Genomic DNA, 23,496 nt, shown 5'->3' on the forward strand with positions numbered 1-23,496 from the left:
CTAAATTTTCTTCAAAACTACACCTTCTATTTGTTTTTTTACCCATTGGTCATAGAATTCTTTGAGTTCGGAATAGTATGCAGCAGCAATAAGAGGTTTGGTTATAGAAATAGAAGAGACCAGTCTTATCGCCCCTTCTGAACGAACAATATTATAGCTGAAATTCCCCATGTTCTCGGGAAGGGCCATTGCAACTTTTTCAGGTACCGATTCTATTTCATATCCGTCGGGGATCTTTATGTTCATCATATATCTCGACTCCCATGGAAAACCAAAATCCACCGGGTAGGTTCTGTTCTCCGATTTCAGCGGACTTTCCTTATCTGCAAAGTAAAACATCGGTTTAAAATACAGCTTATCACCAACAGACTCTACCTCATCTTCCTTGTAAAACTCATAGGTTTCCAGCAAGGGTTTAATCAGGTCCTTTTCATTTTTTACAGAATAGCCTGATATCTCAATTCCGTTGTATTTCTTTTCGAGCTCTTCCAAATAACTTTCCGTATCGGCCCCGGTATATTTTTCCCTGAAGAACATTGCATAATGATTGGTATGCTGTACCCTGAGTTTTCCCTGAATAGAACCACTCGGGTCTATTTCGGCACTCATTTGAGTTACTGTTACCGACTTTTTTTTCGGGATCATATTCAGCGACACAGCTTTTCCCTCATTGGAGATCATTCTTCCGTGCCAGTTCAGAGCCCTGAACGGTAAAACATCGGGTGCGCTATACTTTCCCGTGGCATCCAGCAAAACTCTCTTTCCATTAAGCTGAACAGCAGCTACTACATAGTTAAACCCTTCCAAGGTAGGGTAAACCGGAATAACATAATTTCTTGTACTTACCAGAACGGGATATACTTCCACTCCGGCATATTTAAGCATTGCGATCAGTGTCAGATTGATCTCTGCCGAGCTCCCTACTCCGTTTTTATAAGACGTCCTGAGATTTTCTCTGGCGTATTTCCCATAACGGCCATTCCATTTCATTTTGTTTTTCACAAACTGATAGATCCTGTCTGTTCTGTCTTTATCACTTGGAAAGTCCTTTATCAGTTCATCTATATCTTCCTTAAAGTAATTCGTTCTAAGCAGTTGCTTTCCGAAAAAATCTGAATCATAAATGGTTTTCACCACCTCCGTCCAGGTATTTGAGTAATTTTTTATACCACTGTTGGGAAATTGAGAACTGGACAACTCATAAGTGATCGAATGGCGGTAATTTTCAATATTATTGGTATACGGTTCTTCTTTTAAAGCAGGAACATCATTTGCTTCATAAACACTTACCTTTTCTTCAAGGGTCACAGTACCGGTCCGGGTAACATCAGAGCTCGTTCCGTAACTGTTAGACTGGCTGAAACTTATACTGAAGGTCCTCTTTTTCAGAAAATCTTCCGGCCGTATCGAATGTCCTCCTTTGGCTATTCTTTTAAACACAAAATAAGGCGGTACCTTAACGGTTGCCGTTACCCGCTTAACAGGGATATCTTCCTGAAAAACTATATCTTCAATTTCCCAGAAAGGAGATGTTTTTATGTATTTCCATTCGATAACCGAGCCTACCGTTGCTGCCGGAGCTGCAATTATTTTTTCTTTGAAGTTTTCATTTATTTCTTTCTCCAATATATTTTCCCTGGCTATTTTGGTTCTATCGACTTTCCCATCAACCAGGTTAAATACATTTCCTTCTATCTTCTTAACAACCTCTTGATTTACTCCTTTTTCGTAGAAACTGATCTTTTTGGTTGCATAATCCAAGCCCGATTTATTTAGTATTTTAATACGCTCATGAATTTCATCTACTATTATCCAGCCTTCTTCAGCATTATAATCAAAATAGGTAAGCCTGTCTTTAAGCAAATAAACAGCACTCGCCGTAGTATCCTTTTCATAAGTCTGGACAGCCAGGTCTTCTTTGGTTATTTTTCCAAATTTTACCGTTTGAGCATTCAGATTAAGAGTGGTAACAAATAAAAAGGCCAGTAAAATACGGTAACGCATAGCATTTTTTTTGAGAGTTAAATGTAATTTTTGTGCTTTAATAAGTAATAAGGGCCTTTTTCAAGACCCTTATTTATACAGTTATTAAATTTTCTTTAAAACAACTTTTTCGGTTTGCTTTTTTACCAGCTGGTTATAGAACTCCTTCAAAGCTTCATAATGTGTCGGAGGGATCACCGGAGCATTTATATTTACAGATACTATAGCTCTGATCTTATCTCCTGCACCTACAACATTATATTTAAAGACTCCCATATTCTCCGGTAAGGCAATGGCCATTTTTTCCGGGATGGATTCGATCTCATAACCTTCCGGCACCTGGATATTGATCATATACTTATCTTCCCACGGAAATCCGAAATCTACAGGATATTCGCGCTTATCAAGTTTAAACGGACTTTCATTCTGAGAAAGGTAAAACAAAGGTGAGAAGTATAACTTATCGCCGGTAATCTGCACCTGGTCTTCCTTAAGTATATCATATGTCTCAATAATGGGTTTTTGCATTTCTGCCATGTTCTTTACGGAATAATTGGAAAGTTCAAAATCGTATTCCTTCTCCATCTCATCCAGAAGATCTTCCTCATTATTCTTGGTATAATTATCCCTGAAGAGCATAGCATTATGGTTGGTATATTGTTCCCTGCATTTTCCTTCTATCGTTCCATCTGCCTTAAGGTTTATATTCATCTGCACCACATCCATTGCCTTCTTATCAGGTGTGAGTTTCATAAAACCTGAGTTTCCGTTCTTCTGGATCATCCTTCCCGACCAGTTTAGTACACGATATGGTAACACATTCGGTACACTGTGCTTTTCGGTTGCATCCATCAACATATATTTTCCGTCAATATTCACAGATGCAATTACATAATTAAAGCCCTCACGGGTTGGAAAAATAGAAACTCCATGATTCCTGGTACTCACCAGTACAGGGTTAGCATCCAGGTTGGCATATCTCAGCATAGCTATTAACATAAGGTTGATCTCGGCTACATTTCCTTTGCCATCCTTATAAGCTTTCCTCACTCCTTTGTCTACATATTTCCCCATATAACCGTCCCAGGTCATTTTATTCTTCACAAAATCGAAGATCATCATCGCTTTTGCATTCGGATCTGAAGTTCCTGAAACCAGCTGATCTACATCTTTATCAAAATAGCCGTCCTTTTGTAATTCAGCTCCAAAAGCCGGGCTCTTGTAAATAGTTTCTGTTACCTTTTCCCAATTACTGGTATAATTCTCTACCGGAGAATTAGGGAAATTGGTAAAGGCAAGTTCATATTTCACTGCCGACTGATAATTCCGGATATTATTTACATAAGGTTCTCTTTTCAGAGCAGGAACATTATTCATTTCAAAATTAGTGATACTGGTAACGTACTCCACTTCTCTTGGAACACTCTGCGTTCTTTGTGGTGCCTTATTTGAAGCAGTTTTATATGTATCCGTCCATCTTATTTTTCCGGTTCCCCTGGACGTAACCGGTCTGAGGGTAAGGAAACCTTTTACCTTTGGGTTAAAGCTATAATACTCAGGGATCTCTAACCTGACCTTTTCCTTTTTGATAGGAATAAGGAACTGAAAAGGGATCTCGTCAATATTACTGCTATAAGGAGAGGTAATAGTATATTTATAATCGATTACCGAACCTTCCTTAACATTCGGGAAAGTAAATTTGGTTTCATTTCTGTACTTGGACAATTCTGATTCGAAGATCCCGTCTTTTTTAAGTTTGGTATCCTCTGCCTCCCCATCTACCAGGTTATAGGTATAACCTTTTATACCGGATATTGTTTCTTTTACATTTCCGTTTTTGTAGACCCTTACCCTTTGGGTACCGTAATCCAATCCATCCTTGCTGTAGATCTTTATACGTTCGTGTACCTCGGTAATTAATTCAAATCCCTGACTGGGTGTATACCTGTAAAAGATCTTCAGATTCCTGAAAAGATATGCTGCTTCAGCAGTTGAGTCCTGAGGATATACCTTTTCTTCCAATTCTTCTACGGATACTTTTCCAAATTTAATATCCTGAGCTTTGGCAATTCCCAGGCTGAGGAAAAACAGGAGTAATAGACTTTTTTTAAACATTTTGTTGGTTATTTTAGTTTGTACTTGGTTATTCTTTTTTCGGTGTCAGGACCAGTTTCAGATTATCTCCTTTTGCCACTTCTCTTCTGAAATTCCTGTAGGCATTGTAATCTTCACTGGGATAACGGCCTTTTTTAACTGCCAGCTTTCTCTTGTACAACAGTTTGTTGTCTTCCAGGCGCTGGATCTCTACTTCATAGGTTCCGAATTTATTCTGAATACGTATCGGGTTTGGGAGTAACTCTACCATATAGGAAGCCGGAAGAGTTACCTTGTATTCGTCCTCATCCAGATATCCTCTGGAAACCTCAAATAACTGTTTTCTGTTCCTGTAACGGGAAGGAACCCCATTATTTACATTAAAAGGGTTTACCTGGAGTAATATATCTCCATCCTGCGTACTGATGGCATAGGAAGAGGCTTTTACTTTAACTGATTCATAAAACTGTACAGCTTCCTTATTATTGAGTAACTGCAGATCGCTGATCTTGACATTATTGATATTACCCCAGTAGCGCTTATAAAATTCTTCCCTTTCATCTTCAGAATATCTGGAAAGGCCAGTATATCTGTCATCATACTGTATTCCTTCGGTAATGATCTTAACCTCCCCTTCGATGGCCCCGTCTTCTTTAAGCGTATAGGATGCTTTAGTTACCATTTTATTCTCATCATCCAGATAGGCTCTTGTATGTTTAATTTTCCCTCCTTCCGGAGTGATTACCAATACATCCCTGTCGTCTGTAAAATCTCCCAAAAACCCGAATGGCAGTACCTGGCTCGTACATTCCAGCCAGATGTCGTCCTCGCCGTTGGGAATATTCAGGATCACGTGATTTCCCTGCATAGAAGCAAAATCGGATTCCATACTCCTTTTATTACTTCCTGCCCATACCACACTGTAATAGGCATCGATACCCTGCGATTTCAGTAAGGCTTTGGTATAGTTGGTCAAACCTTTACAATCTCCGTATTTTACCTTATCCACTTCCTGAGCATCAATTGGCATCCATCCTCCAATTCCCAGTTGTACACTAATGTATCTCGTATTGTCTTGAACGTATTCGTAGATCTTCTTTGCTTTTTTTATGGGATCATCAATTCCCTCTACCAGTTGGCTTACCTTAGACACGGTTTCCTGCGGCAAAACATCCCTATCTGTAAGGAGTTTATCGTACTGCCATTTTCCGAAAGATTCCCAGTCGGATGCGGTGCCATCCACGCCTTCCAAATGAAAATTGTTCAGGCCTACAAACAGCATTGGTTCTGTTTCATAATAAGCAGGGCTTAGTTCTTCTCTCTTCCTGGCATTTACATTATTTATTTCATAATAAAGACTGTTATCCGTTTTTTTGGAGATAATGTCATAGCCTTCAAAATTCTTTTCCTTGATCCGGTGTTTGAGTTCTTCCGGGTGTTCGAGGTTATAGGTACTCTTTTCCGTACTCGTCATATATCTGTCAAGCGGTCTCCATGAAGGCAGGAAGGCGGTATTTATCATATCTGCAACGCAAATAAAGTCTATGGTATAAGGATACTCACTCGGGGTGTATTCGAGGTGTTTTATACGGGAATCGCTGTACAAAGTTCCTCCGCTAATGGCACTTTCATCGAGAAAATCATTTTTTCTCAGTTTTTTTATTTCCTTTCCGGAAGCATTAAGGACAACAGCTTCCAGCTTTTTGATCCTAACATTAGGATCGTAATGGATATAAGCTTTTAAAGCGTTACTTCCTTTTTCATTTAAAACAGTTACCACTCTTCTTTCGGTGACAGTCATTCTGGAGGTCGATCCTATTTGGATATCCACCTCACTTAGCCTGATAACGGCATTTGCTCTTTTGGTCAATCCTTCCGGGATGGAGGAAACGGAATAATCGGATTGTGCTTGAGTGTAGAATGAAGTAAATACAAATAAAAGGGTGATAGATAAGGCCTTTAACTTCATTTTTAACGATTCTTTAATAAGACAAATATATTAAAACCTTGCCAAAAAGAAAGAATTTTCGTCTATTTAACAAAAAGCCCGATGAAGGGTTATTCTCTGTTTTGAGAGTCGATAATGATGGTTACCGGGCCGTCGTTTAGCAGCTCTACTTTCATATCAGCTCCGAACTCGCCTGCGCCTACATCTCTCCCCAAATCCTGCTTAAATCTTTGAAGGAAAGATTGGTACAAAGGGATCGCAACTTCCGGTTTAGCGGCTTTTATATAGGAAGGGCGGTTTCCTTTTTTTGTAGAAGCGTGAAGTGTAAACTGACTCACGACAATGGCATCGCCTTCGGTTTCGACCAGGGATCTGTTCATTACTCCGTTTTCGTCGGCAAAGATCCTTAATCGGCTTATTTTACCGCTAAGCCATTGGATATCCTCATCCGTATCCCTGTCTTCTATTCCCAACAGGACCAGTACGCCTGTTTTTATGGAAGCTACCTTGCTCCCCTCTATGGTTACACTTGCCTTTGAAACTCTCTGAATAACTGCACGCATAAATTGTATTGATCTGAACGGTTAATCCTCTCCGTAAATATCTGTTCTGTAATTCTCTTCCTCCCCTTCCAATATCTGAAGATAGCTCTTGTACCTGCTCCAGGCGATCTCATCATTTTCGAGAGCTTCCTTAACCGCACATTTAGGCTCATCGGTATGGAGGCAATTATTGAATTTACACTGATCTTTTATAGCAAAAAACTCGGGAAAATAATCGCCGAGCTCATCTTTATCTATATCAACGATCCCAAACCCTTTAATTCCAGGAGTGTCAATGATCCTTGCCCCAAAATCCAGTTCGAACATTTCTGCAAAAGTAGTGGTATGTTGCCCTTGTCTATGCTGTTCGGAGATCTCTGCTGTCCGGAGATCGAGTTGGGGTTCAATAGCGTTGATAAGTGTTGATTTCCCCACTCCCGAATGTCCGGCAAACATGTTTACCTTACCCTTCATACTCTCCTTTACCTTATCTACATTTTTTCCTGTATGGGCAGAAATACCGATACATTCATAGCCTATTTCCCTGTAAATGGCTGCCAGGTATTTTATTTCCAACAGCTCGTCCTCGTTATAAGTATCTACCTTATTAAAAAGAAGAACGGTTTTTATCCCATAAGCCTCGGCTGTAACAAGAAAACGGTCAATAAAGGTGGTAAATGTCGGTGGGTTATTAAGTGTCACCATCAGGAACACCTGATCTATATTAGCCGCAATGATATGGGTTCTCTTAGACAGGTTAACCGATTTCCGGATAATGTAGTTTCTCCGGTCGTGAATATTATTAATAATGCCTATGGTTTCATCGCCTCTGGTCTCCAGTTCAAAATCAACCACATCGCCAACAGCAACCGGATTGGTACTCTTTATTCCCTGGATCCTGAACTTCCCCTTGATCCTGCTTTCAAATACCTTTCCGTCCTCTGTTTTGATGGTATACCAGCTTCCGGTAGATTTATAAACAATTCCCTGCATTATCCTCGCTTTGGCATTATAATTGCTAATTTAGCCTTCAAATAAACAATTTAATTAATTATAAACACATTAAAACTTCAGATTTATGAAAAAACTTTTTTTAGCCGGTATTCTAACCCTTATCTGTACTTCCGGTTTATTCGCTCAACAATACGAATACAAGATCATTACAAGTGTGGAATCTATCGTTCCAAACGGACTTGGAAGGTCGCGTATTGTTTCTGTAGATGAAGAAAGGGATTATAAAGAATTCACTTCACAAAGAACCGAGGAAGACGATACAAGAAATAAATCTAAGAGAGGGGATATTCGTGTTAAAAATTTCGAAGAAACCAAATTACTGAACTTCTACAACCTTGGAGGTATCCGCTTCCAGAATATCGCTGCTAACGATGCGGTAATCACTTCTAAGATCAACACTATGATAGAAGAGGGCTGGGATCTGGCTTTTGTTACCAGTGCTGTGGAAAGTGAAGGCGGTAAAGGTGACGGAAAAGGAATTTTTATCACCCGCTATATTTTTAAAAGAGCAAAGTAATCAATAGCTGAAATATAAAAAAAGCCCTGACAATCGTCAGGGCTTTTTATTATGCGTTAATTATTTTCTCCTGATGATTAATGGATTCCTGGTGGATCGCCTTGAATATTCTTAAGACAAATTCTTCACTCAATCCTCTCTCATCTCCTTCCAGGATCATTTTTCCAAGGATCTCGTTCCATCTTTTACTCTGAAGGACCGCTACATTTTTCTTCTTTTTCAAACCTCCGATTTCATCGGCAATTCTCATGCGCTTCCCAAGAGTATCTATGATCTGATTGTCTATTACATCGATCTGCGCTCTTAAATTCCCCAGTTTCAGGTTATACTCTTCTGCCTCATCATTTTCCTTACGTATTCTCAGGTCCTGCATGATCTGTATAAGTGTTGCCGGGGTAACCTGCTGAGCTGCATCACTCCAGGCATTATCAGGGTCGAAATGAGTTTCCACCATCAGCCCGTCATAATTAAGATCCAGTGCTGTCTGACATACGTCGAATACCATATCTCTTTTCCCGGTAATATGGGAAGGATCACAGATCAACGGAAGGTCCGGGAATCTGTTTTGCAGTTCGATCGGCAGTTGCCATTCCGGAATATTCCTGTACTTGGTTTTTTCGTAAGTAGAAAAACCTCTGTGAATAACTCCCAGTTTTTTGATATCGGCTTTATGAAGACGTTCTACTGCACCCAACCATAGCGGAAGGTCGGGGTTTACCGGATTCTTTACCAGAACAACCTTATCGGTTCCCTGCAGTGAATCGGCTATTTCCTGAACGATAAACGGACTAACGGTACTTCTGGCTCCTATCCACAGAATATCTACATCATGCTCTATTGCAAGTTGTACATGTGTGGGGTTTGCCACTTCCGTTGCTGTAAGCATTCCGGTTTCTTCCTTTGCCTTCTGAAGCCATTTAAGTCCTATAGCTCCTACTCCCTCAAACATTCCCGGCCTGGTACGCGGTTTCCATATTCCGGCTCTGAATACCGTAGCATCACTGTCTTTTAACTGATGTGCGATATTCAATACCTGATCTTCTGTTTCGGCGCTACAAGGCCCTGCAATTACCAAAGGGTGTGGCAATCCGAAATCATCCAGCCAGTTCCTCAATTCTTTCTTATTATCCATAACGTTAACTTTTTTAGGTTGTCTTAATTATTATTCCGTTTAATATTTCTTTTATTCGGTTAGTATTTTCCATCCTTTCATAAATGGCATTAAAATTATCTTCTTCCATCAATTTTTTAAACTCTTCAAGGTTAGCAATATACTCATCCAGGGTTTCGATAACATTTACTTTATTCTGCTCAAAAATAGGCGTCCACATATCCGGGGAGCTTTTTGCAAGGCGAACCGTACTTTCAAATCCACTTCCCGCCATGTCAAAAATATCCCGTTCATTTCTTTCTTTTTCAATAACTGTCTTTCCTAACATAAAAGAGCTAATATGTGACAGATGAGATACATAAGCTATATGTTTGTCGTGAGAAACAGGGTCCATATAACGGATACGCATGCCCAATTCACTGAAAATAGCCAATGCTCTTTCCTGTAATCTGAAAGCGGTCTTTTCTACCTCACATATAATATTGGTCTTTCCTTTAAAAAGATCTCTTATTGCAGCCTGCGGTCCTGAAAACTCGGTACCTGCAATGGGGTGAGCAGCCATAAAATTCCTTCGTTTAGGATGATTTGCCACCGCTTCACAGATAAGTTTTTTAGTCGATCCGGTATCGATGACCAGGCAATCGTCTTTTACCCTGTCTAAAATATCTCCCAATTGGTTTACCAGGGCATTCACCGGAATGGAAACGATAACAAGATCGGCAGTTCCAAGGTCGTTCAGGTCTGCTTTCTTATCAATGATACCCAACTCAAGGGCGTGGTCCAGATGATCCTCATTATGGTCTATTCCGTACACCGTAGTGCCTTCTTCCATATACTTCAGGTCCAGCATCATCGATCCTCCAATAAGTCCCAATCCGATTACAAATACGTTATTCATAGCTTTCAGCTTAAATCTACAATCTTTACTATTTTATTTTTCTCAAAGGAAAAAATGCTTCTCCCTTCCAATTTTATTTCACTTCCTGCTTTCAGGTCTTCGGAAACAGTCATAGCGAGTACAGCACTGTATTGAACTTCCACATTAACTTTTTCGCTTTCGTGTTCTATCGATACAATTTCCTGCTTCCTGCTGCTAAATACGTCAACCATTTTTTCAGCCTGCTCCCTGAACTCCTCTTTGTTTTTTAGTTCCAGATTAAGATCTCCATTCAGATAATTCTCAAAGACCACCTCTTTATCCAAATGTTCGAGCATCCCATCTATATCAAAGCTGTTATAGGCATTGATATATGATCTTATCATATGTTCTCTTTCCCCTGCGCTACTCATCTTTAAACCTGCTTATGGCTTCTTTTATCCTATCTTCGTTCACACAGAGCGAAAACCTTATATATCCTTCTCCCATAGAACCGAAAACTGTTCCGGGCGTTATAAAAATGTCTTTCTTATACAGCACCTCATCTATAAATTGTTCTGCGGAAGGGATATCGGACGGAAGTTTTGCCCATACAAACATCCCGGCTGCATCTTTATCATAGGAACATCCTAGCATATCCGCCAGTTGATGAATGAGTTTTCTTCTTCTACCGTATATTTCATCCAGGTTGGTAAACCATTCTTTTCCGCTTTTAAGGGCGACAACAGCCCCTTTCTGTATCCCGTAGAACATACCGCTGTCCATATTGCTTTTCACTTTCAGGACAGAGCTTATATTCTCCGGACTTCCCATAAGCATGCCTACTCTCCATCCGGCCATATTAAAGGTTTTACTAAGAGAGTTTAACTCCAAGCCAACCTTTTTGGCCTTATCGTTTACAAATAAAGTAGCCGGTGTATCATTGAGCACAAAACTATAGGGGTTATCATTAACCAAAAGGATCTCATGCTTTTCTGCAAAATCTATCAGTTTTGAAAAAAAGCGGGCATCGGCCTTTGCCCCGGTAGGCATATGCGGATAATTGATCCACATTAATTTTACCGCAGAGAGATCTTCCTTTTCCAGTGCTTCCAGATCAGGTAACCATCCCTGGTCTTCGGAGAGCATATAGTAACGGGGCTCCGCTCCTACCAATCTGCTTACCGAGCTATAGGTGGGATATCCGGGGTCCGGGATCAGGACCTGGTCGCCTTCATTCAGGAAAGCCATACTTATATGCATTATCCCCTCCTTAGATCCCATAAGCGGAAGGATCTCTGATGAAGGATCGAATCGGGCATTGAAATTCTCCGAATAAAAATCGGCCATTGCTTCCCGCAGCGCAGGTATCCCCTGGTAACTCTGATATTGATGAGCAACGCCTTCATGCAGCGAAGCGGTCAGGGCCTCAATCACTTCTTCAGATGGGGGTAGATCCGGGCTTCCGATCCCCATATTTATAACGGGTCTTCCCTTAGCTACCAATTCTCTTACTTCTCTTAATTTCCTGGAGAAGTAGTATTCTTCCACCGTATGCAAACGCTCTGCAACTGCGATCATATCTTTGCATTTTTATATTCGCCCAACACCTTAAAATCGTGCGCCATAATCTCTAAAATGGATTTGGCTTTGTCGTAATCTTCATAATCATTGAAAGTCACATCAACAAAAAAGGAGTACATCCAGGGAGTTTCAATAATAGGAAGCGACTGTATTTTGGTTAGATTGAGTTTACAATCGCTCATTACATTTAACACCGTGGCCAGGCTCCCTCTTTTGTGATCCAGTTCGAATTTTAAGGAAGCTTTATTGATCTCTTCCTTCTTTAATACCGAATTGCTGGTCTGAACAATGATAAAACGTGTCGAGTTGTTATTAATAGTCTGTATTTCCGGGGCCAGGATATCCAGTTCATATAAACGGGCTGCCGTTTTGCTGGCTATCGCCCCAATATTTTTGAGCTGTTCTCCGTGTATCTTTTTAGCAGTTTCTGCCGTATCTACCGATTCCACCAGTTTAATGTGAGGGTATTTTCTGAAAAACTCCTTACACTGAAGCAGGGCCATCGGATGAGAATGCACTTCCTCTATCTCATTTACATCCTGTCCGCCAAGAGCCATGAAATTATGGTGAATCTGTAAATAATATTCTCCGATAATATGAAGCTCATGATTATCAACCAATGCGTAATTCGGAATAATGGACCCGGCAATGGAATTCTCAATAGCCATTATTCCCATATCGGCCTCCCTGGTCAGTAATCTATCTACCAGGCTGTCAAAAGACAGGCATTCACTAACCGCTATATCATTATTAAAATATTCTTCGGCTACCTGATGATGGAAAGACCCTTTTATTCCCTGTATGGCTACTTTTGTTTGCATTAATTTTGGTCATAAAAAAAGTCCCGATAAATTCGGGACCTTTATATTATTGTTAATCACAACTATTTATAACAGTCCCTACCCTCTTTTAAAAAAATAAAAGAAGAAATAGTAGCTGTTCCAGTTGTAAATAGTTGTACTCATGTATTCTCTGAATTACGATGCTAATGTAGCTATTAATTTCAAATAAAAAACAGCTTTTTTAATTTTTTTTGAATTCCCTTAAAAACACCGTCTTTTTTCCGATTTTAAAAATAAAAATGCCTGTTTATTGGAAAAAATTAATTCGTATCCCTCTATATGCCAATATCTTGCTATTCACTTTCTACGGATAGGACTGGAATACGGAAAGGATAAATCGTAAATTCGCAAGAAATCGTACTTTTTATACAAAAGCATTGATTAGATTTCGGGTCAGGATCCCTGCTTCACTCAAATAGGTTATGGTTAAACTGGAAAATTCGACAAATAAAGAAGCTTTCTCCCAAAAACAAATGGGGAATAAGATCCTCTACACCCGGCATCTTCAGGACGATTCCGTAAAGTATCGATCGACTTACACTCTTAAATATCTGGTTAAGGGACATAAATGCTACGAGATAAACAATAAACAGCTCAGAGTAAAGAAAGGGCAATACCTGCTTATTAATAATGATCAGATCATTTCCTCCTATGCCTATAAAGGAGCAGAAGGCATATCTCTTTTTCTCTCTTCGGAATTGGTAAAGGACATCTATGAATCCTATAGAAAAGAAACCGAAAATCCCGATGATTTTCGTTTTTATGAGCTTGCCTTTCCAAGGGTTAATGATGCAATAGGAAATTCTCTTGCTGCACTCTATCATTCCCGGACGAACGGAACGGCAGATAAAATTGCCGTGGAAAATGAGTTTTTGCATCTGACCGAACAACTCGTGATACAGCAACTTGAGATCCTTCACAAAGGAAAATCTGCTAAAGTTTCAAAGGAGGTTACCAATGAAAATTTGCTGAAATATGTTCTCCTGGCCCGGGAATTCATTCATGATAATCTGACTGAACGCATTTATCTGGACGATATAAGCAGAAATGTAGGTTTAAGCAAATTTCACCTGCATCGGAATTTTAAACATTTTACAGGTTGCTCTCCTCTTGAATACCTGACTTACTACCGTATAGAAAATGCCAAGGCAAAACTGAAATATAGTGACGAGCCTATTAAAGACATTGCCTGGTCCTGCGGTTTTGAGAATATACATTACTTCCCGGTCATCTTTAAAAAACATACGGGTTATACACCTTCACAGTACAGGAAGGAAGATGGTTGTTAGTTGTTGGTTGTTGGTTGTTAGTTGTTAGTTGTTAGTTGTTAGTTGTTAGTTGTTAGTTGTTAGAAATATGGAAATTATTTTCGTTTTTGGTTTATAGCTAAAACAGGCCTTATAGTTTCAAATCTTTATAAAAATTGCATTCCAAATAAAATACGTTTATTTTCGTTTTTGAGAAAAACAAGCGTATGTCAATCAAGGTAGATCAGGTAACAAAAAAGTACGGAGAGCAAAAAGCTTTAAACGGGATCTCTTTTGAGATCGGAAAGGGAGAGATTGTTGGTTTTCTGGGTCCTAATGGTGCCGGAAAATCCACGATGATGAAGATCCTGACTACTTATATCACTGCCGATGAAGGTTCTTCTTCGGTAAATGAACACGACGTGGTTTCTTCTAAAAAAGCAGTGCAGAAAAGCATAGGCTATTTACCGGAACACAATCCTCTTTACCTGGAAATGTATATCAGGGAGTATCTTCGCTTTAATGCAGATATTTACAAGGTTAAAAAGGAAAGGATAGAAGAAGTCATTCAGCTTACCGGCCTGACATCCGAAGCTCATAAAAAGATAGGACAGCTTTCCAAAGGTTACCGGCAGCGTGTAGGCCTGGCCACAGCACTTCTTCACAATCCCAGTGTACTGGTTCTGGATGAGCCTACTACCGGACTTGATCCCAATCAGCTGGTGGAAATACGGGAACTGATCAAAAACGTGGGGAAGGAAAAAACCGTACTCCTGTCTACTCATATCATGCAGGAGGTCGAAGCTATCTGCGACAGGGTAATCGTCATTAACAAAGGAGAGATCGTAGCCGATAAAACGCTTTCCGAACTAAGAGGCGACGGAGGCCAGATCATAGAAGTAGAATTCGATTACAGGGTAGAGACCGTTTTGCTGGAAGGATTGAATTCGGTTAGTTCTGTAGTGAACAGGGAAGGCTTTATATATGAGCTGAGTTTTTCTACGGACAAGGATATGCGTCCGGTAGTTTTTGATTTTGCCCATGATAACGGCCTGAAGATCCTTCAGCTTAACCGCAAAAATAAAAACCTGGAAAGTCTTTTCAGGGAGCTAACTTCTCAGAAGGGCTGATCTTATCTAAAACAGCATCGATTATCTTATCGATCTCTTTTTCTATTCCGGGATTGGTAACATTGGTAAGTAAGGAAAACACCATATTCTGGTCTGGATATACCCTGAAAACAGCATAACCTCCTATTCCGTTACCAGTGTGACCGTAATACGGCCTGTTTTTCTGATCAAAACTTACTTCCCAACCCAGGCCGTAATAAGTAGAGTTGTTATTTACCATTTGAGCCGTTGTAAACTGAGATGCGATCTCCACAGGTAGAAACTCCCCTTTTAAATAAGCATTCCCAAGCCTGGCCACATCTTCCGAGGTCGATAAAAAGCCTCCTCCCGCGAGTTTGAAGTAATTATTAACCTTAGCAGCCCGTCTAAACCTCCGTTTTCCTCTTTTTGAGTAGTAAGTAGTTTTAAAAGGGATACTGTCGTTGTTCTCATCCGGAAAAGTGTGGGTCATTTCCAGCGGAAGCAAGACCTTTTCATTCACAAAGTTTGCATAGGGCACTCCTGTTGCTTCCTGAATAGCCAGGGAGATAAGCACCCAGTCATAGCTGTTATAGGCATAATCTGTTCCGGGTTCGAAAAGCAGAGGGTCTTCCTCAAACAAGGCCACTCCTTCTCTTATGGACAGTTCCTTTTTATTAAAAAACTCCCGCCCTTTATAAGTCCTTATCCCCGCCAGGTGTCCTCCCAACTGCCGAAGCGTAATATCGTATTTCTTCCTGGGAAAGTAGGGAACATAATCGTAAATGGAAGAATCCAGGTCTATCTTTTTTTCCTCAACCGCCTTGGCAAGGGCCGTAGCCGATAAAGGTTTGGATACACTGGCAATCCTGAATATGGTTTGCTGCGGATCTATCGGAATTTCTTTTTCCAGGTCTGCATAACCATAACCCTTTTGCCAGATAGTCTGCTGATCTCTGGTAACCGTTACCGCAATTCCGGGTATTCTCTTTTTTCTAAGTAAGCGGTTAATGATGCGTTCCGCTTTTTTTACTTCTTTTGGAGTCTCATTGATGGAATCCTGCGGAAAAACCGAGCTGACAAATGAAAAAAAACTTAGCACTAGAATGAGTTTATTTTTAATGTTCATTAATTCCTGAAAATTAATCGTCCTTTATAATGTTCTGTTACATCTACCTCATCCGGATCGTTAAATATAATTACATCTCCAGAACTGAAAAGATCTCCACTTATGCTATTGGTCGGAAATAAAAGCATATCATTAGTCCCCCGGTGAAAAACAGTAATATCTGAAGCCTCTAAGTTTTCACCCTCAAACCTGCTGTTCCCGGAAAAGAAGGAAACATTCAGATTTGTAGTACTCCCATCGATAAAAGCGTTAGAAAGATTATTAAACACCACTACAAAAGATTGATTTTCTATTGTAAGATAAAAATTTCCCACGCTCTGTGCATCTTCATTAACATCCTCCGAGATAATCCTAAGGTTTGGAAACCTGAGTACCCCTTCCGATCTGATATCGAATTGTGTGGAACTGCGTATTTCGGTAATATCAGGGGTTGTTACCCTTATGGTGGTCGTTCCGAAATCGCGAACAAAATTACAATCGTTATTATCCGTTAAGATCAGCCTCCCGTCAATGACTTCCACCTCCACATCATTGATAAGGTTTTCACCGGTTTCTACCACTACACTGGTTTCAGCATCTTGCTGTATGATCATGGTTATCCCTGTATTTACCAGGATACGGGAAAACTCAGCAACCTCTCTGTTCTCACTTATAATTCTTCCGGTTGTCTGGAAACAATCGGGTGCGTTCTCACTGTCGCATGTTGCAAAAATTAAAAAAACCGCTATGTAGAAGAATCGTTTCACAATTTTATGTTTACAGGCGTATTCCAATACCAAATTCGACGTTTTCGGCTTTGGCTCCATGTGATTTTAAAGTAAGCGCTCCGTATATTTTTTTACCAAAATAACGTTTTATTCCGGCTCTGAGGTATGTTCTTCCCTCAAAATCAACAGGATAATAGGCATAATAACCAATTTGAGTTAGTACGGAATAACGGTTAATAAAGAGTTCGTGCCCTACGAATACCCCTACCCTTTTAAAATCTTCATCACCTTCAATCCCGTTCTGCGGAAAGGCAATACTCTGAAATTCTATGTGCTCTTTAAGGAAATTAGAAAAGAATATTTCTGTTCCCAGCTGTAAGGAACTTTTCCTATTGATACGTTTATCAGCATAAGCCGAAAAAATATAAAAAGGAAAAACACCGCTATCTATAACATCACTTTCATTCACGCCTGTTCTGAAGGCCAGGTTAAATTTTATGGGCTCCGTAAATTTTTCACGGCTAACCGTATTCAGATATTCAGGTTCTTCCTCTTCCAGGTTATAGGTTACTCCAATATTGAGGGTTATGGAATTAATGCTGGTATTAGGAGCCTTTATATTGGCATTACTATAGTGAATAAATGCCAGCCCGGCCTGCAATCCGAACCGGTCGAATATATTCTCTTTTTTATAATTGAGAAGCGCATACGTACTGCTCAATACCCTGGTCCCGAAAGCGATATTCCTGAAATTATCCACCTTATCATAAGGATTGGTAGTAACTGCCAGTCCCTGCCCTATTCTCAGCATCAGATTCCTGTTCAGGAAATAAAAATTGTAATGAGCATATACTCCGTAGTTCTCTCCGAGGAATTCATTTTTAAGGTTCTGATAAATAAAGGAAGCTCCGTAGTCGGGATAATTGTAATATTGTTCCCAGTCCTTTGCGCCGAAGGTTTTACGGTTCCAACCCAGGATCAATCCTTCCGGATGTCCGGTAATAAGATGCTGGATATCTTCGTTATGCAACGCAATATTGCCGTAGAAATAATTGATATCAAAAGTATTTGCGTATTGCTTTTCCTGGGAAAAACAAAGCGAAACACTTGTTAAACTTAGGGTAAGAATTATAAATAAAGGCCTCATTGCTAGCGGCAAATGTAGCATTTTTTAAAAAACTTCCTTTGCAATCGCTTTAATATTGTCGGCTTTTCCCATAGAATAATAATGAAGAACGGGCACGCCTTTAAGCACCAGTTCCTTACTCTGAGCCACACACCATTCGATACCAACCTGTCTTACTTCCTTGTTGTCCTTGCATTTGATTACCGCATTGATAAGCTCATCCGGGAGATCCACATTAAAACGATGTGGAATAAGATTAAGCTGTTTTTTAGTGGCTATAGGTTTTAGTCCCGGAATTATGGGAACCGTTATTCCTGCCTTTCTGCATTTATCGACAAAACGGAAAAAGCTGTCATTATTAAAGAACATCTGTGTGACTATATAAGAAGCTCCGGCCTCGATTTTCTTTTTTAGAAAATGAATATCACTATCCAGACTGGGGGCTTCTACATGTTTTTCCGGATAACCGGCCACTCCGATACAAAAATCGGTTTTAGCCGTATTTTGCGTGTCTTCATCCAGGTATTCCCCTTTATTCAGGGAAACGATCTGTTTTACCAGATCGCTTGCATAGGGATGTCCGTCCTTTTCCGGTTTGAAATAAGTTTCACTTTTTACGGCATCTCCCCTGAGGGCAACCACATTGTCTATTCCCAGGAAATTCAGATCGATCAGGAAGTTTTCGGTATCCTCTTTTGTAAATCCACCACAAAGAATATGAGGTACAGCATCTACTCCGTATCTATTCTGGATCGCTGCACAAATACCTACGGTTCCCGGACGTTTCCTTACTACTTTTTTCTGAAGAAGTCCGTTTTCCATTTCCTTATACACATATTCTTCTCTGTGATAAGTTACATCAATAAAGGGAGGTTTAAACTCCATCAAAGGATCGATCCCATCAAAAATAGATTGGATATTCTGCCCTTTTAGAGGGGGAAGGATCTCAAAAGAAAACAATGCCTTTCCGTTGGCTTTCCCTATATGTTCTATTACTTTCATTCGTTTATATTTCTTGCTTTTTTAGTTGTTAGTTGCTGGTTGTTGGTTGTTGGTTGTTAGTTGTTAGTTGTTGGTTGTTGGTTGTTGGTTGTTGGTTTAAATTTTTCTATAATAGTTTATAAAACCATTAAGTAATTTTTTACATAGTTCAATGGATTCCATAATCTTCTCAAATTCTTCCTGTTCTACAAATTTTTGGTCCTTCGAAAGATATAATTGTGTTTCCAACTCGTACAATGAGCCTCTTGAAATATGCAAGAAATGGATAGTTTCCTTCGATGTCTGTCTTCCGCATCCCTCAGCTATGTTGGAAGGCACAGAGATAGCGCTTCTTCTTATTTGATTTATCAAACCGGAAAGCTCACTCTTTGGAAAAAACTTGGTTATTTCATAAACCTTATTAGTTAATTTCCTCGATTCTTTCCAAACATCAAGATCAACATACATCATAACACAATTCTCTTAAATTCACTATCAACCATAAACTATCAACTAACAACCATATACCTCAATACTTTGTACTTAATACTCATTACTCTCAGACCTCAGAAGCCAGATTCGGATTTAGCCATTTACGTGCTTCATCAACTGAAATACCTCTTCTACCGGCATAATCCTTTAACTGATCTTCCTTTATTTTTCCCAATCCGAAATACTTACTATCCGGATGTCCGAGATAATAACCCGATACCGATGCTGCCGGCCACATGGCCAGGCTTTCGGTTAATCTGACCCCTATCTTCTCTTCTACCTCCAGCAGTTTCCAGATCGTATTTTTCTCGAGATGGTCCGGGCAAGCGGGATATCCGGGCGCCGGGCGAATACCTGTATAGGATTCTTTTATCAGTTCCTGATTACTCAATTCTTCTGCGCTGGCATATCCCCAATGTTCTTTCCGTACCCTTTCGTGTAAATATTCTGCAAAAGCCTCCGCAAACCTGTCGGCAAGAGCTTTTACCATAATAGAATTATAATCGTCGTGCTCTGCTTCGAATTTTGCAGCGAGTTCATCGGTCCCAAAACCGGTCGTTACACAGAAACAGCCTATATAATCGTCTTTTCCCGATTCCTTTGGTGCAATATAATCTGCCAGGGCAATATTGGGTTTTCCCTGGTGCTTTTTAAGTTGCTGACGAAGGGTCAGGAAAGTATCGCTAACTTCTTTGCGAGAGTCATCTGTATATATTTCAATATCATCACCAACGGCATTGGCCGGAAATAATCCGAATACCGCTTTGGCGGTGAGCAGTTTTTCGTCTACGATCTTTTTTAAAAGCACCCTGGCATCCTCAAACAAACTGGTAGCCTGCTCTCCGATTATTTCATCTTTCAGGATCTGAGGGTATCTCCCATGCAGGTCCCAGCTCCTAAAAAAGGGGCTCCAATCTATATAATCTTCCAAAACTTTCAGATCCAGGTCCTCAATAAGCTGAACTCCCGGCTGGCCGGGTTTAACTGCCTGATAGTTATTCCAGTCTAACTGAAGTTTATTATTCCTCGCCTCTTCAATCGGCAGATACTCTTTTTGTTTCCCTCTGGAGAGGAATTGTTCCCTGAATTTATCGTATTCCTCGCGGATCACTTCCTTAAAAGAGTCATTGTTCTCCTGCATAAGATTCCCCACCACAGTAACGGCCCGGGACGCATCATTCACGTGCATTACGGCATCCGAATAGTTGGGTGCGATCTTTACAGCCGTATGTGCCCTGGAAGTTGTTGCTCCCCCGATCAGGAGCGGGATATCCAGTTCCTTCTTTTCCATTTCCCTGGCCAGGTATACCATCTCATCCAGGGAAGGTGTAATAAGTCCGCTAAGACCTATAACATCGACTTTTTCTTCTACCGCAGTCTGAATGATCTTCTCCGGAGGAACCATTACTCCGAGGTCTACGATCTCGTAATTGTTACATCCGAGTACCACTCCGACAATATTTTTTCCTATATCGTGAACATCTCCCTTTACTGTGGCCAATAAAATCTTTCCGGCCATTTCTCTTTTACCGTCTTTTTCTTCTTCGATAAAAGGCAGGAGATAAGCCACAGCTTTTTTCATTACCCTGGCGGATTTTACCACCTGGGGCAGGAACATCTTTCCGCTGCCGAAAAGGTCTCCCACTACATTCATTCCGGCCATTAAATGGCCTTCAATAACCTGAATAGGCCTTTCTACCGACTGTCTCGCTTCCTCAACATCGGTTTCGATGAATTCGTCTATTCCTTTTACCAGGGCATGAGTGATCCTTTCCTGTAAAGGGTCGTTCCTCCATTCCTGGTTTTGTTTTTCCGCGGTTTTATTATTGCCTTTTACCGTCTCTGCAAAGCTGAGAAGGCGTTCCGTAGCATCTTCCCTTCTGTTGAGCAATACATCTTCTACATGTTCCAGCAGGTCTTTAGGGATATCATCATATACTTCCAGCATCTGCGGGTTAACGATCCCCATGGTCATTCCGTGTTGAATGGCATGGTAAAGAAAAGCGGAATGCATGGCTTCACGCACCGTATTATTACCCCTGAAAGAAAAAGAAACATTACTTACTCCCCCGCTCACATTTGCATGCGGCAGATTTTCACGTATCCATTTGGTTGCCCTGAAGAAATCCAATGCATTATTTACGTGTTCTTCCATTCCCGTAGCCACGGGGAAAATATTGGGGTCGAAAATGATATCCTCGGGCGGGAATTTTACCTGATCGACAAGAATTCTGTAAGAGCGTTCGCAGATCTCGATGCGTCTTTCATAATTATCTGCCTGCCCGACCTCATCAAAGGCCATTACAATAACCGCTGCTCCGTATCGCTTTATCAGGGTAGCTTGTTTGATAAACTCCTCTTCTCCTCCTTTAAGGCTGATAGAGTTCACCACACATTTTCCCTGAGCTACCTGAAGTCCGGCTTCAATGATCTCCCATTTGGAACTATCGATCATGATAGGAACCCTGCAAATATCGGGTTCGGAAGCAACCAGATTCATAAAGGTCGTCATAGCGTGAACCCCATCTATCATTCCCTCATCCATATTGATATCGATGATCTGGGCTCCCCCTTCTACCTGCGCTCTGGCTACATCTAGGGCTTCATCGTATTTCTCTTCCTTTATCAGCCTCAGGAATTTCCTTGAGCCGGTAACATTCGTCCTTTCCCCTACATTAATAAAATTACTCTCTGGTGTTACCACAAGGGGTTCCAGTCCGGAGAGTCGCAGGTATTTTTTATTATTGAGTGACATTTGTGTTTTTTAGCGGTTGTTTGTTAGTGGTTGTTGGTTGTTAGTTGTTTGTTAATGGTTGTTGGTTGTTTGTTTTTTGTTCCATTACTTCTCGACTTGCCCTTCCGATTTCCACATGTCGCCATAGCTTTAGCGGAGGCACAAGCTTCAGTGGCACGCGGGCGCTCGAAGTGACATTTTCTTTTACGTTGTCAATGACAGGTTTTATTCATCTGTAACTTTATCCAAGATCTTTCTGGGTTCGTATTTTGCTGCCGCTTCTGCAATGAGGCGGATATGATCCGGGGTGGTTCCGCAGCAACCACCAATAATATTCATTAATCCGTCTTTTAAATACTCTTCTATTTGTGCCTGCATTTGCTCTGGGGTTTCGTCATATTCACCAAAGGCATTTGGTAAACCTGCATTCGGGTGTGCCGATGTATAAAAATCGGTTTTGCTGGAAAGCCTTTGTAAATAGGGCTTCAGCTGATCGGCTCCCAAAGCGCAGTTAAAACCAACACTTAACAAAGGAAGATGAGATACGGAAATTAAAAAGGCTTCTACCGTCTGACCCGACAGTGTCCTTCCGGAGGCATCGGTAATCGTACCACTTACCATCACCGGAATATCTACCTGACGTTCGTCCTTTACCTCCTGAATAGCAAAAAGTGCTGCCTTGGCATTCAGGGTATCGAATATAGTCTCTACCAGCAGGATATCGGACCCTCCGTCCAGGAGTGCCTCTACCTGTTCTTTATAGGCTACCCTGAGTTCTTCAAAGCTGATAGCCCTGTATCCGGGGTCGTTTACATCAGGGGACATACTGGCCGTTTTATTGGTTGGGCCTATGGAACCTGCTACAAAACGCGGTTTCTCCGGCTCTTTTGCGGTAAACTCATCGGCTACTTCTCTGGCCAGCCTGGCAGATTCGTAATTCAGTTCGTATACCAGATCTTCCATTTCATAGTCGGCCATAGCAATGGTAGTACCGGAAAAGGTATTGGTCTCTACAATATCGGCACCGGCCTCAAAGTATTTGGCATGTACCTCTTTAATTGCTTCCGGTTGTGTTAAGGACAGGAGGTCGTTGTTTCCCTTAAGAGGGATATGAAAATCCCTGAACCGCTCTCCCCGGAAATCTTCTTCGGAAAAATTATACTGCTGAAGCATGGTACCCATTGCTCCGTCGAGTACCAGGATCCTTTTCTCTATTTCCTTCCAGATCTTATTCATTTTACATATTAAATTTTAGCTGCGTTAGGGATGGAAGCGGCATCCTTTTGCAAAAAGATACAGCGAACAGCCCGACGCTGAATTTATTTCAGGGGAACGCCCTAAAAATAAAACTGTCAAGAAATGATAGAGGAATAAACAAAAAGATAAAAATCTATTGTCGTCATCTGTCCACATTGTGGTAGAATGTAGCACCTTCTCTGTACAGAACGGAGGGTTGCTAAGGTTTCAACGGGTCTATTCCCTTCACCTTTCTTGATAACAC

20 protein-coding genes and 1 riboswitch are annotated in these 23,496 nt (G+C 40.7%); of the genes, 3 read left to right on the forward strand and 17 right to left on the reverse strand.

Annotated elements, in window-relative coordinates; genetic code table 11:
* The 5 genes from GWK08_RS03555 to rsgA all read right to left on the reverse strand — a co-directional run bounded on the left by GWK08_RS03555 (window position 1) and on the right by rsgA (window position 7,560).
* Complete coding sequence (locus GWK08_RS03555) at window positions 1–2,004, reverse strand: DUF3857 domain-containing protein (RefSeq protein WP_163605522.1); 2,004 nt, start codon at window positions 2,002–2,004, stop codon at window positions 1–3.
* 84 nt (window positions 2,005–2,088) lie between these two features.
* Entirely contained in the window at window positions 2,089–4,098 is a 2,010-nt protein-coding gene (locus GWK08_RS03560) for a transglutaminase domain-containing protein (RefSeq protein WP_163605523.1), read from the reverse strand.
* Window positions 4,099–4,126: 28 nt separating this feature from the next.
* Window positions 4,127–6,046, reverse strand: coding sequence for a DUF3857 domain-containing protein (locus GWK08_RS03565; protein WP_163605524.1), 1,920 nt, complete (start codon window positions 6,044–6,046; stop codon window positions 4,127–4,129).
* A gap of 89 nt (window positions 6,047–6,135) precedes the next feature.
* Window positions 6,136–6,588, reverse strand: coding sequence for a D-aminoacyl-tRNA deacylase (dtd, locus tag GWK08_RS03570; RefSeq protein ID WP_163605525.1), 453 nt, complete (start codon window positions 6,586–6,588; stop codon window positions 6,136–6,138).
* Between the two features lie 21 nt (window positions 6,589–6,609).
* Window positions 6,610–7,560 carry a ribosome small subunit-dependent GTPase A gene (rsgA, locus tag GWK08_RS03575; RefSeq protein ID WP_163605526.1) on the reverse strand — a complete coding sequence of 317 codons (951 nt, stop codon included), beginning with the start codon at window positions 7,558–7,560 and terminating at the stop codon, window positions 6,610–6,612.
* Between the two features lie 85 nt (window positions 7,561–7,645).
* Here rsgA and GWK08_RS03580 point away from each other — a divergent pair, with 85 nt between their 5' ends.
* Window positions 7,646–8,098, forward strand: coding sequence for a hypothetical protein (locus tag GWK08_RS03580; protein ID WP_163605527.1), 453 nt, complete (start codon window positions 7,646–7,648; stop codon window positions 8,096–8,098).
* 49 nt (window positions 8,099–8,147) lie between these two features.
* Here GWK08_RS03580 and GWK08_RS03585 read toward each other — a convergent pair whose 3' ends face one another.
* From GWK08_RS03585 to GWK08_RS03605, 5 genes are read right to left on the reverse strand one after another with little or no spacing between them, the layout of a single operon-like run.
* Window positions 8,148–9,230 carry a bifunctional 3-deoxy-7-phosphoheptulonate synthase/chorismate mutase type II gene (locus GWK08_RS03585; protein ID WP_163605528.1) on the reverse strand — a complete coding sequence of 361 codons (1,083 nt, stop codon included), beginning with the start codon at window positions 9,228–9,230 and terminating at the stop codon, window positions 8,148–8,150.
* Window positions 9,231–9,243: 13 nt separating this feature from the next.
* Complete coding sequence (locus GWK08_RS03590) at window positions 9,244–10,107, reverse strand: prephenate dehydrogenase (protein ID WP_163605529.1); 864 nt, start codon at window positions 10,105–10,107, stop codon at window positions 9,244–9,246.
* Window positions 10,108–10,112: 5 nt separating this feature from the next.
* Window positions 10,113–10,499, reverse strand: coding sequence for a nuclear transport factor 2 family protein (locus GWK08_RS03595; protein ID WP_163605530.1), 387 nt, complete (start codon window positions 10,497–10,499; stop codon window positions 10,113–10,115).
* On the reverse strand, window positions 10,492–11,646 hold the full coding sequence (locus tag GWK08_RS03600) for a pyridoxal phosphate-dependent aminotransferase (RefSeq protein WP_163605531.1): 1,155 nt from the start codon (window positions 11,644–11,646) through the stop codon (window positions 10,492–10,494). The genes GWK08_RS03595 and GWK08_RS03600 overlap by 8 nt, the downstream gene beginning before the upstream one ends.
* Window positions 11,643–12,470: a prephenate dehydratase gene (locus GWK08_RS03605; protein ID WP_163605532.1), complete on the reverse strand. Its 828-nt coding sequence runs from the start codon at window positions 12,468–12,470 to the stop codon at window positions 11,643–11,645. The genes GWK08_RS03600 and GWK08_RS03605 overlap by 4 nt, the downstream gene beginning before the upstream one ends.
* Before the next feature lie 443 nt (window positions 12,471–12,913).
* On the opposite strand from GWK08_RS03605, the gene GWK08_RS03610 reads away from it, so the two are divergent.
* Window positions 12,914–13,780 (forward strand): helix-turn-helix domain-containing protein, encoded by an 867-nt coding sequence (locus GWK08_RS03610; RefSeq protein ID WP_163605533.1) that lies wholly within the window; start codon window positions 12,914–12,916, stop codon window positions 13,778–13,780.
* 185 nt (window positions 13,781–13,965) lie between these two features.
* Complete coding sequence (gldA, locus tag GWK08_RS03615) at window positions 13,966–14,868, forward strand: gliding motility-associated ABC transporter ATP-binding subunit GldA (RefSeq protein ID WP_163605534.1); 903 nt, start codon at window positions 13,966–13,968, stop codon at window positions 14,866–14,868.
* On the opposite strand, the gene GWK08_RS03620 is transcribed toward gldA, so the two are convergent.
* From GWK08_RS03620 to GWK08_RS03650, 7 genes are all read right to left on the reverse strand, one after another.
* Window positions 14,840–15,955: a serine hydrolase domain-containing protein gene (locus GWK08_RS03620; protein ID WP_204335991.1), complete on the reverse strand. Its 1,116-nt coding sequence runs from the start codon at window positions 15,953–15,955 to the stop codon at window positions 14,840–14,842. The genes gldA and GWK08_RS03620 overlap by 29 nt on opposite strands.
* Window positions 15,955–16,701: a head GIN domain-containing protein gene (locus GWK08_RS03625; protein ID WP_317168137.1), complete on the reverse strand. Its 747-nt coding sequence runs from the start codon at window positions 16,699–16,701 to the stop codon at window positions 15,955–15,957. Before GWK08_RS03625 ends, GWK08_RS03620 begins: the two co-directional genes overlap by 1 nt.
* A gap of 10 nt (window positions 16,702–16,711) precedes the next feature.
* Entirely contained in the window at window positions 16,712–17,809 is a 1,098-nt protein-coding gene (locus GWK08_RS03630) for an acyloxyacyl hydrolase (RefSeq protein ID WP_163606293.1), read from the reverse strand.
* Between the two features lie 24 nt (window positions 17,810–17,833).
* On the reverse strand, window positions 17,834–18,790 hold the full coding sequence (gene metF / locus GWK08_RS03635) for a methylenetetrahydrofolate reductase [NAD(P)H] (RefSeq protein ID WP_163605537.1): 957 nt from the start codon (window positions 18,788–18,790) through the stop codon (window positions 17,834–17,836).
* A 96-nt stretch (window positions 18,791–18,886) separates the two neighbouring features.
* Window positions 18,887–19,240 carry a four helix bundle protein gene (locus tag GWK08_RS03640; RefSeq protein WP_163605538.1) on the reverse strand — a complete coding sequence of 118 codons (354 nt, stop codon included), beginning with the start codon at window positions 19,238–19,240 and terminating at the stop codon, window positions 18,887–18,889.
* Window positions 19,241–19,328: 88 nt separating this feature from the next.
* Window positions 19,329–22,016, reverse strand: coding sequence for a methionine synthase (metH, locus tag GWK08_RS03645; protein ID WP_163605539.1), 2,688 nt, complete (start codon window positions 22,014–22,016; stop codon window positions 19,329–19,331).
* A 204-nt stretch (window positions 22,017–22,220) separates the two neighbouring features.
* Window positions 22,221–23,231 (reverse strand): homocysteine S-methyltransferase family protein, encoded by a 1,011-nt coding sequence (locus GWK08_RS03650; RefSeq protein ID WP_163605540.1) that lies wholly within the window; start codon window positions 23,229–23,231, stop codon window positions 22,221–22,223.
* Window positions 23,232–23,391: 160 nt separating this feature from the next.
* A riboswitch (SAM riboswitch) is annotated at window positions 23,392–23,496 on the reverse strand.

The organism is Leptobacterium flavescens, from assembly GCF_010671605.1.
GTDB lineage: Bacteria > Bacteroidota > Bacteroidia > Flavobacteriales > Flavobacteriaceae > Leptobacterium > Leptobacterium flavescens.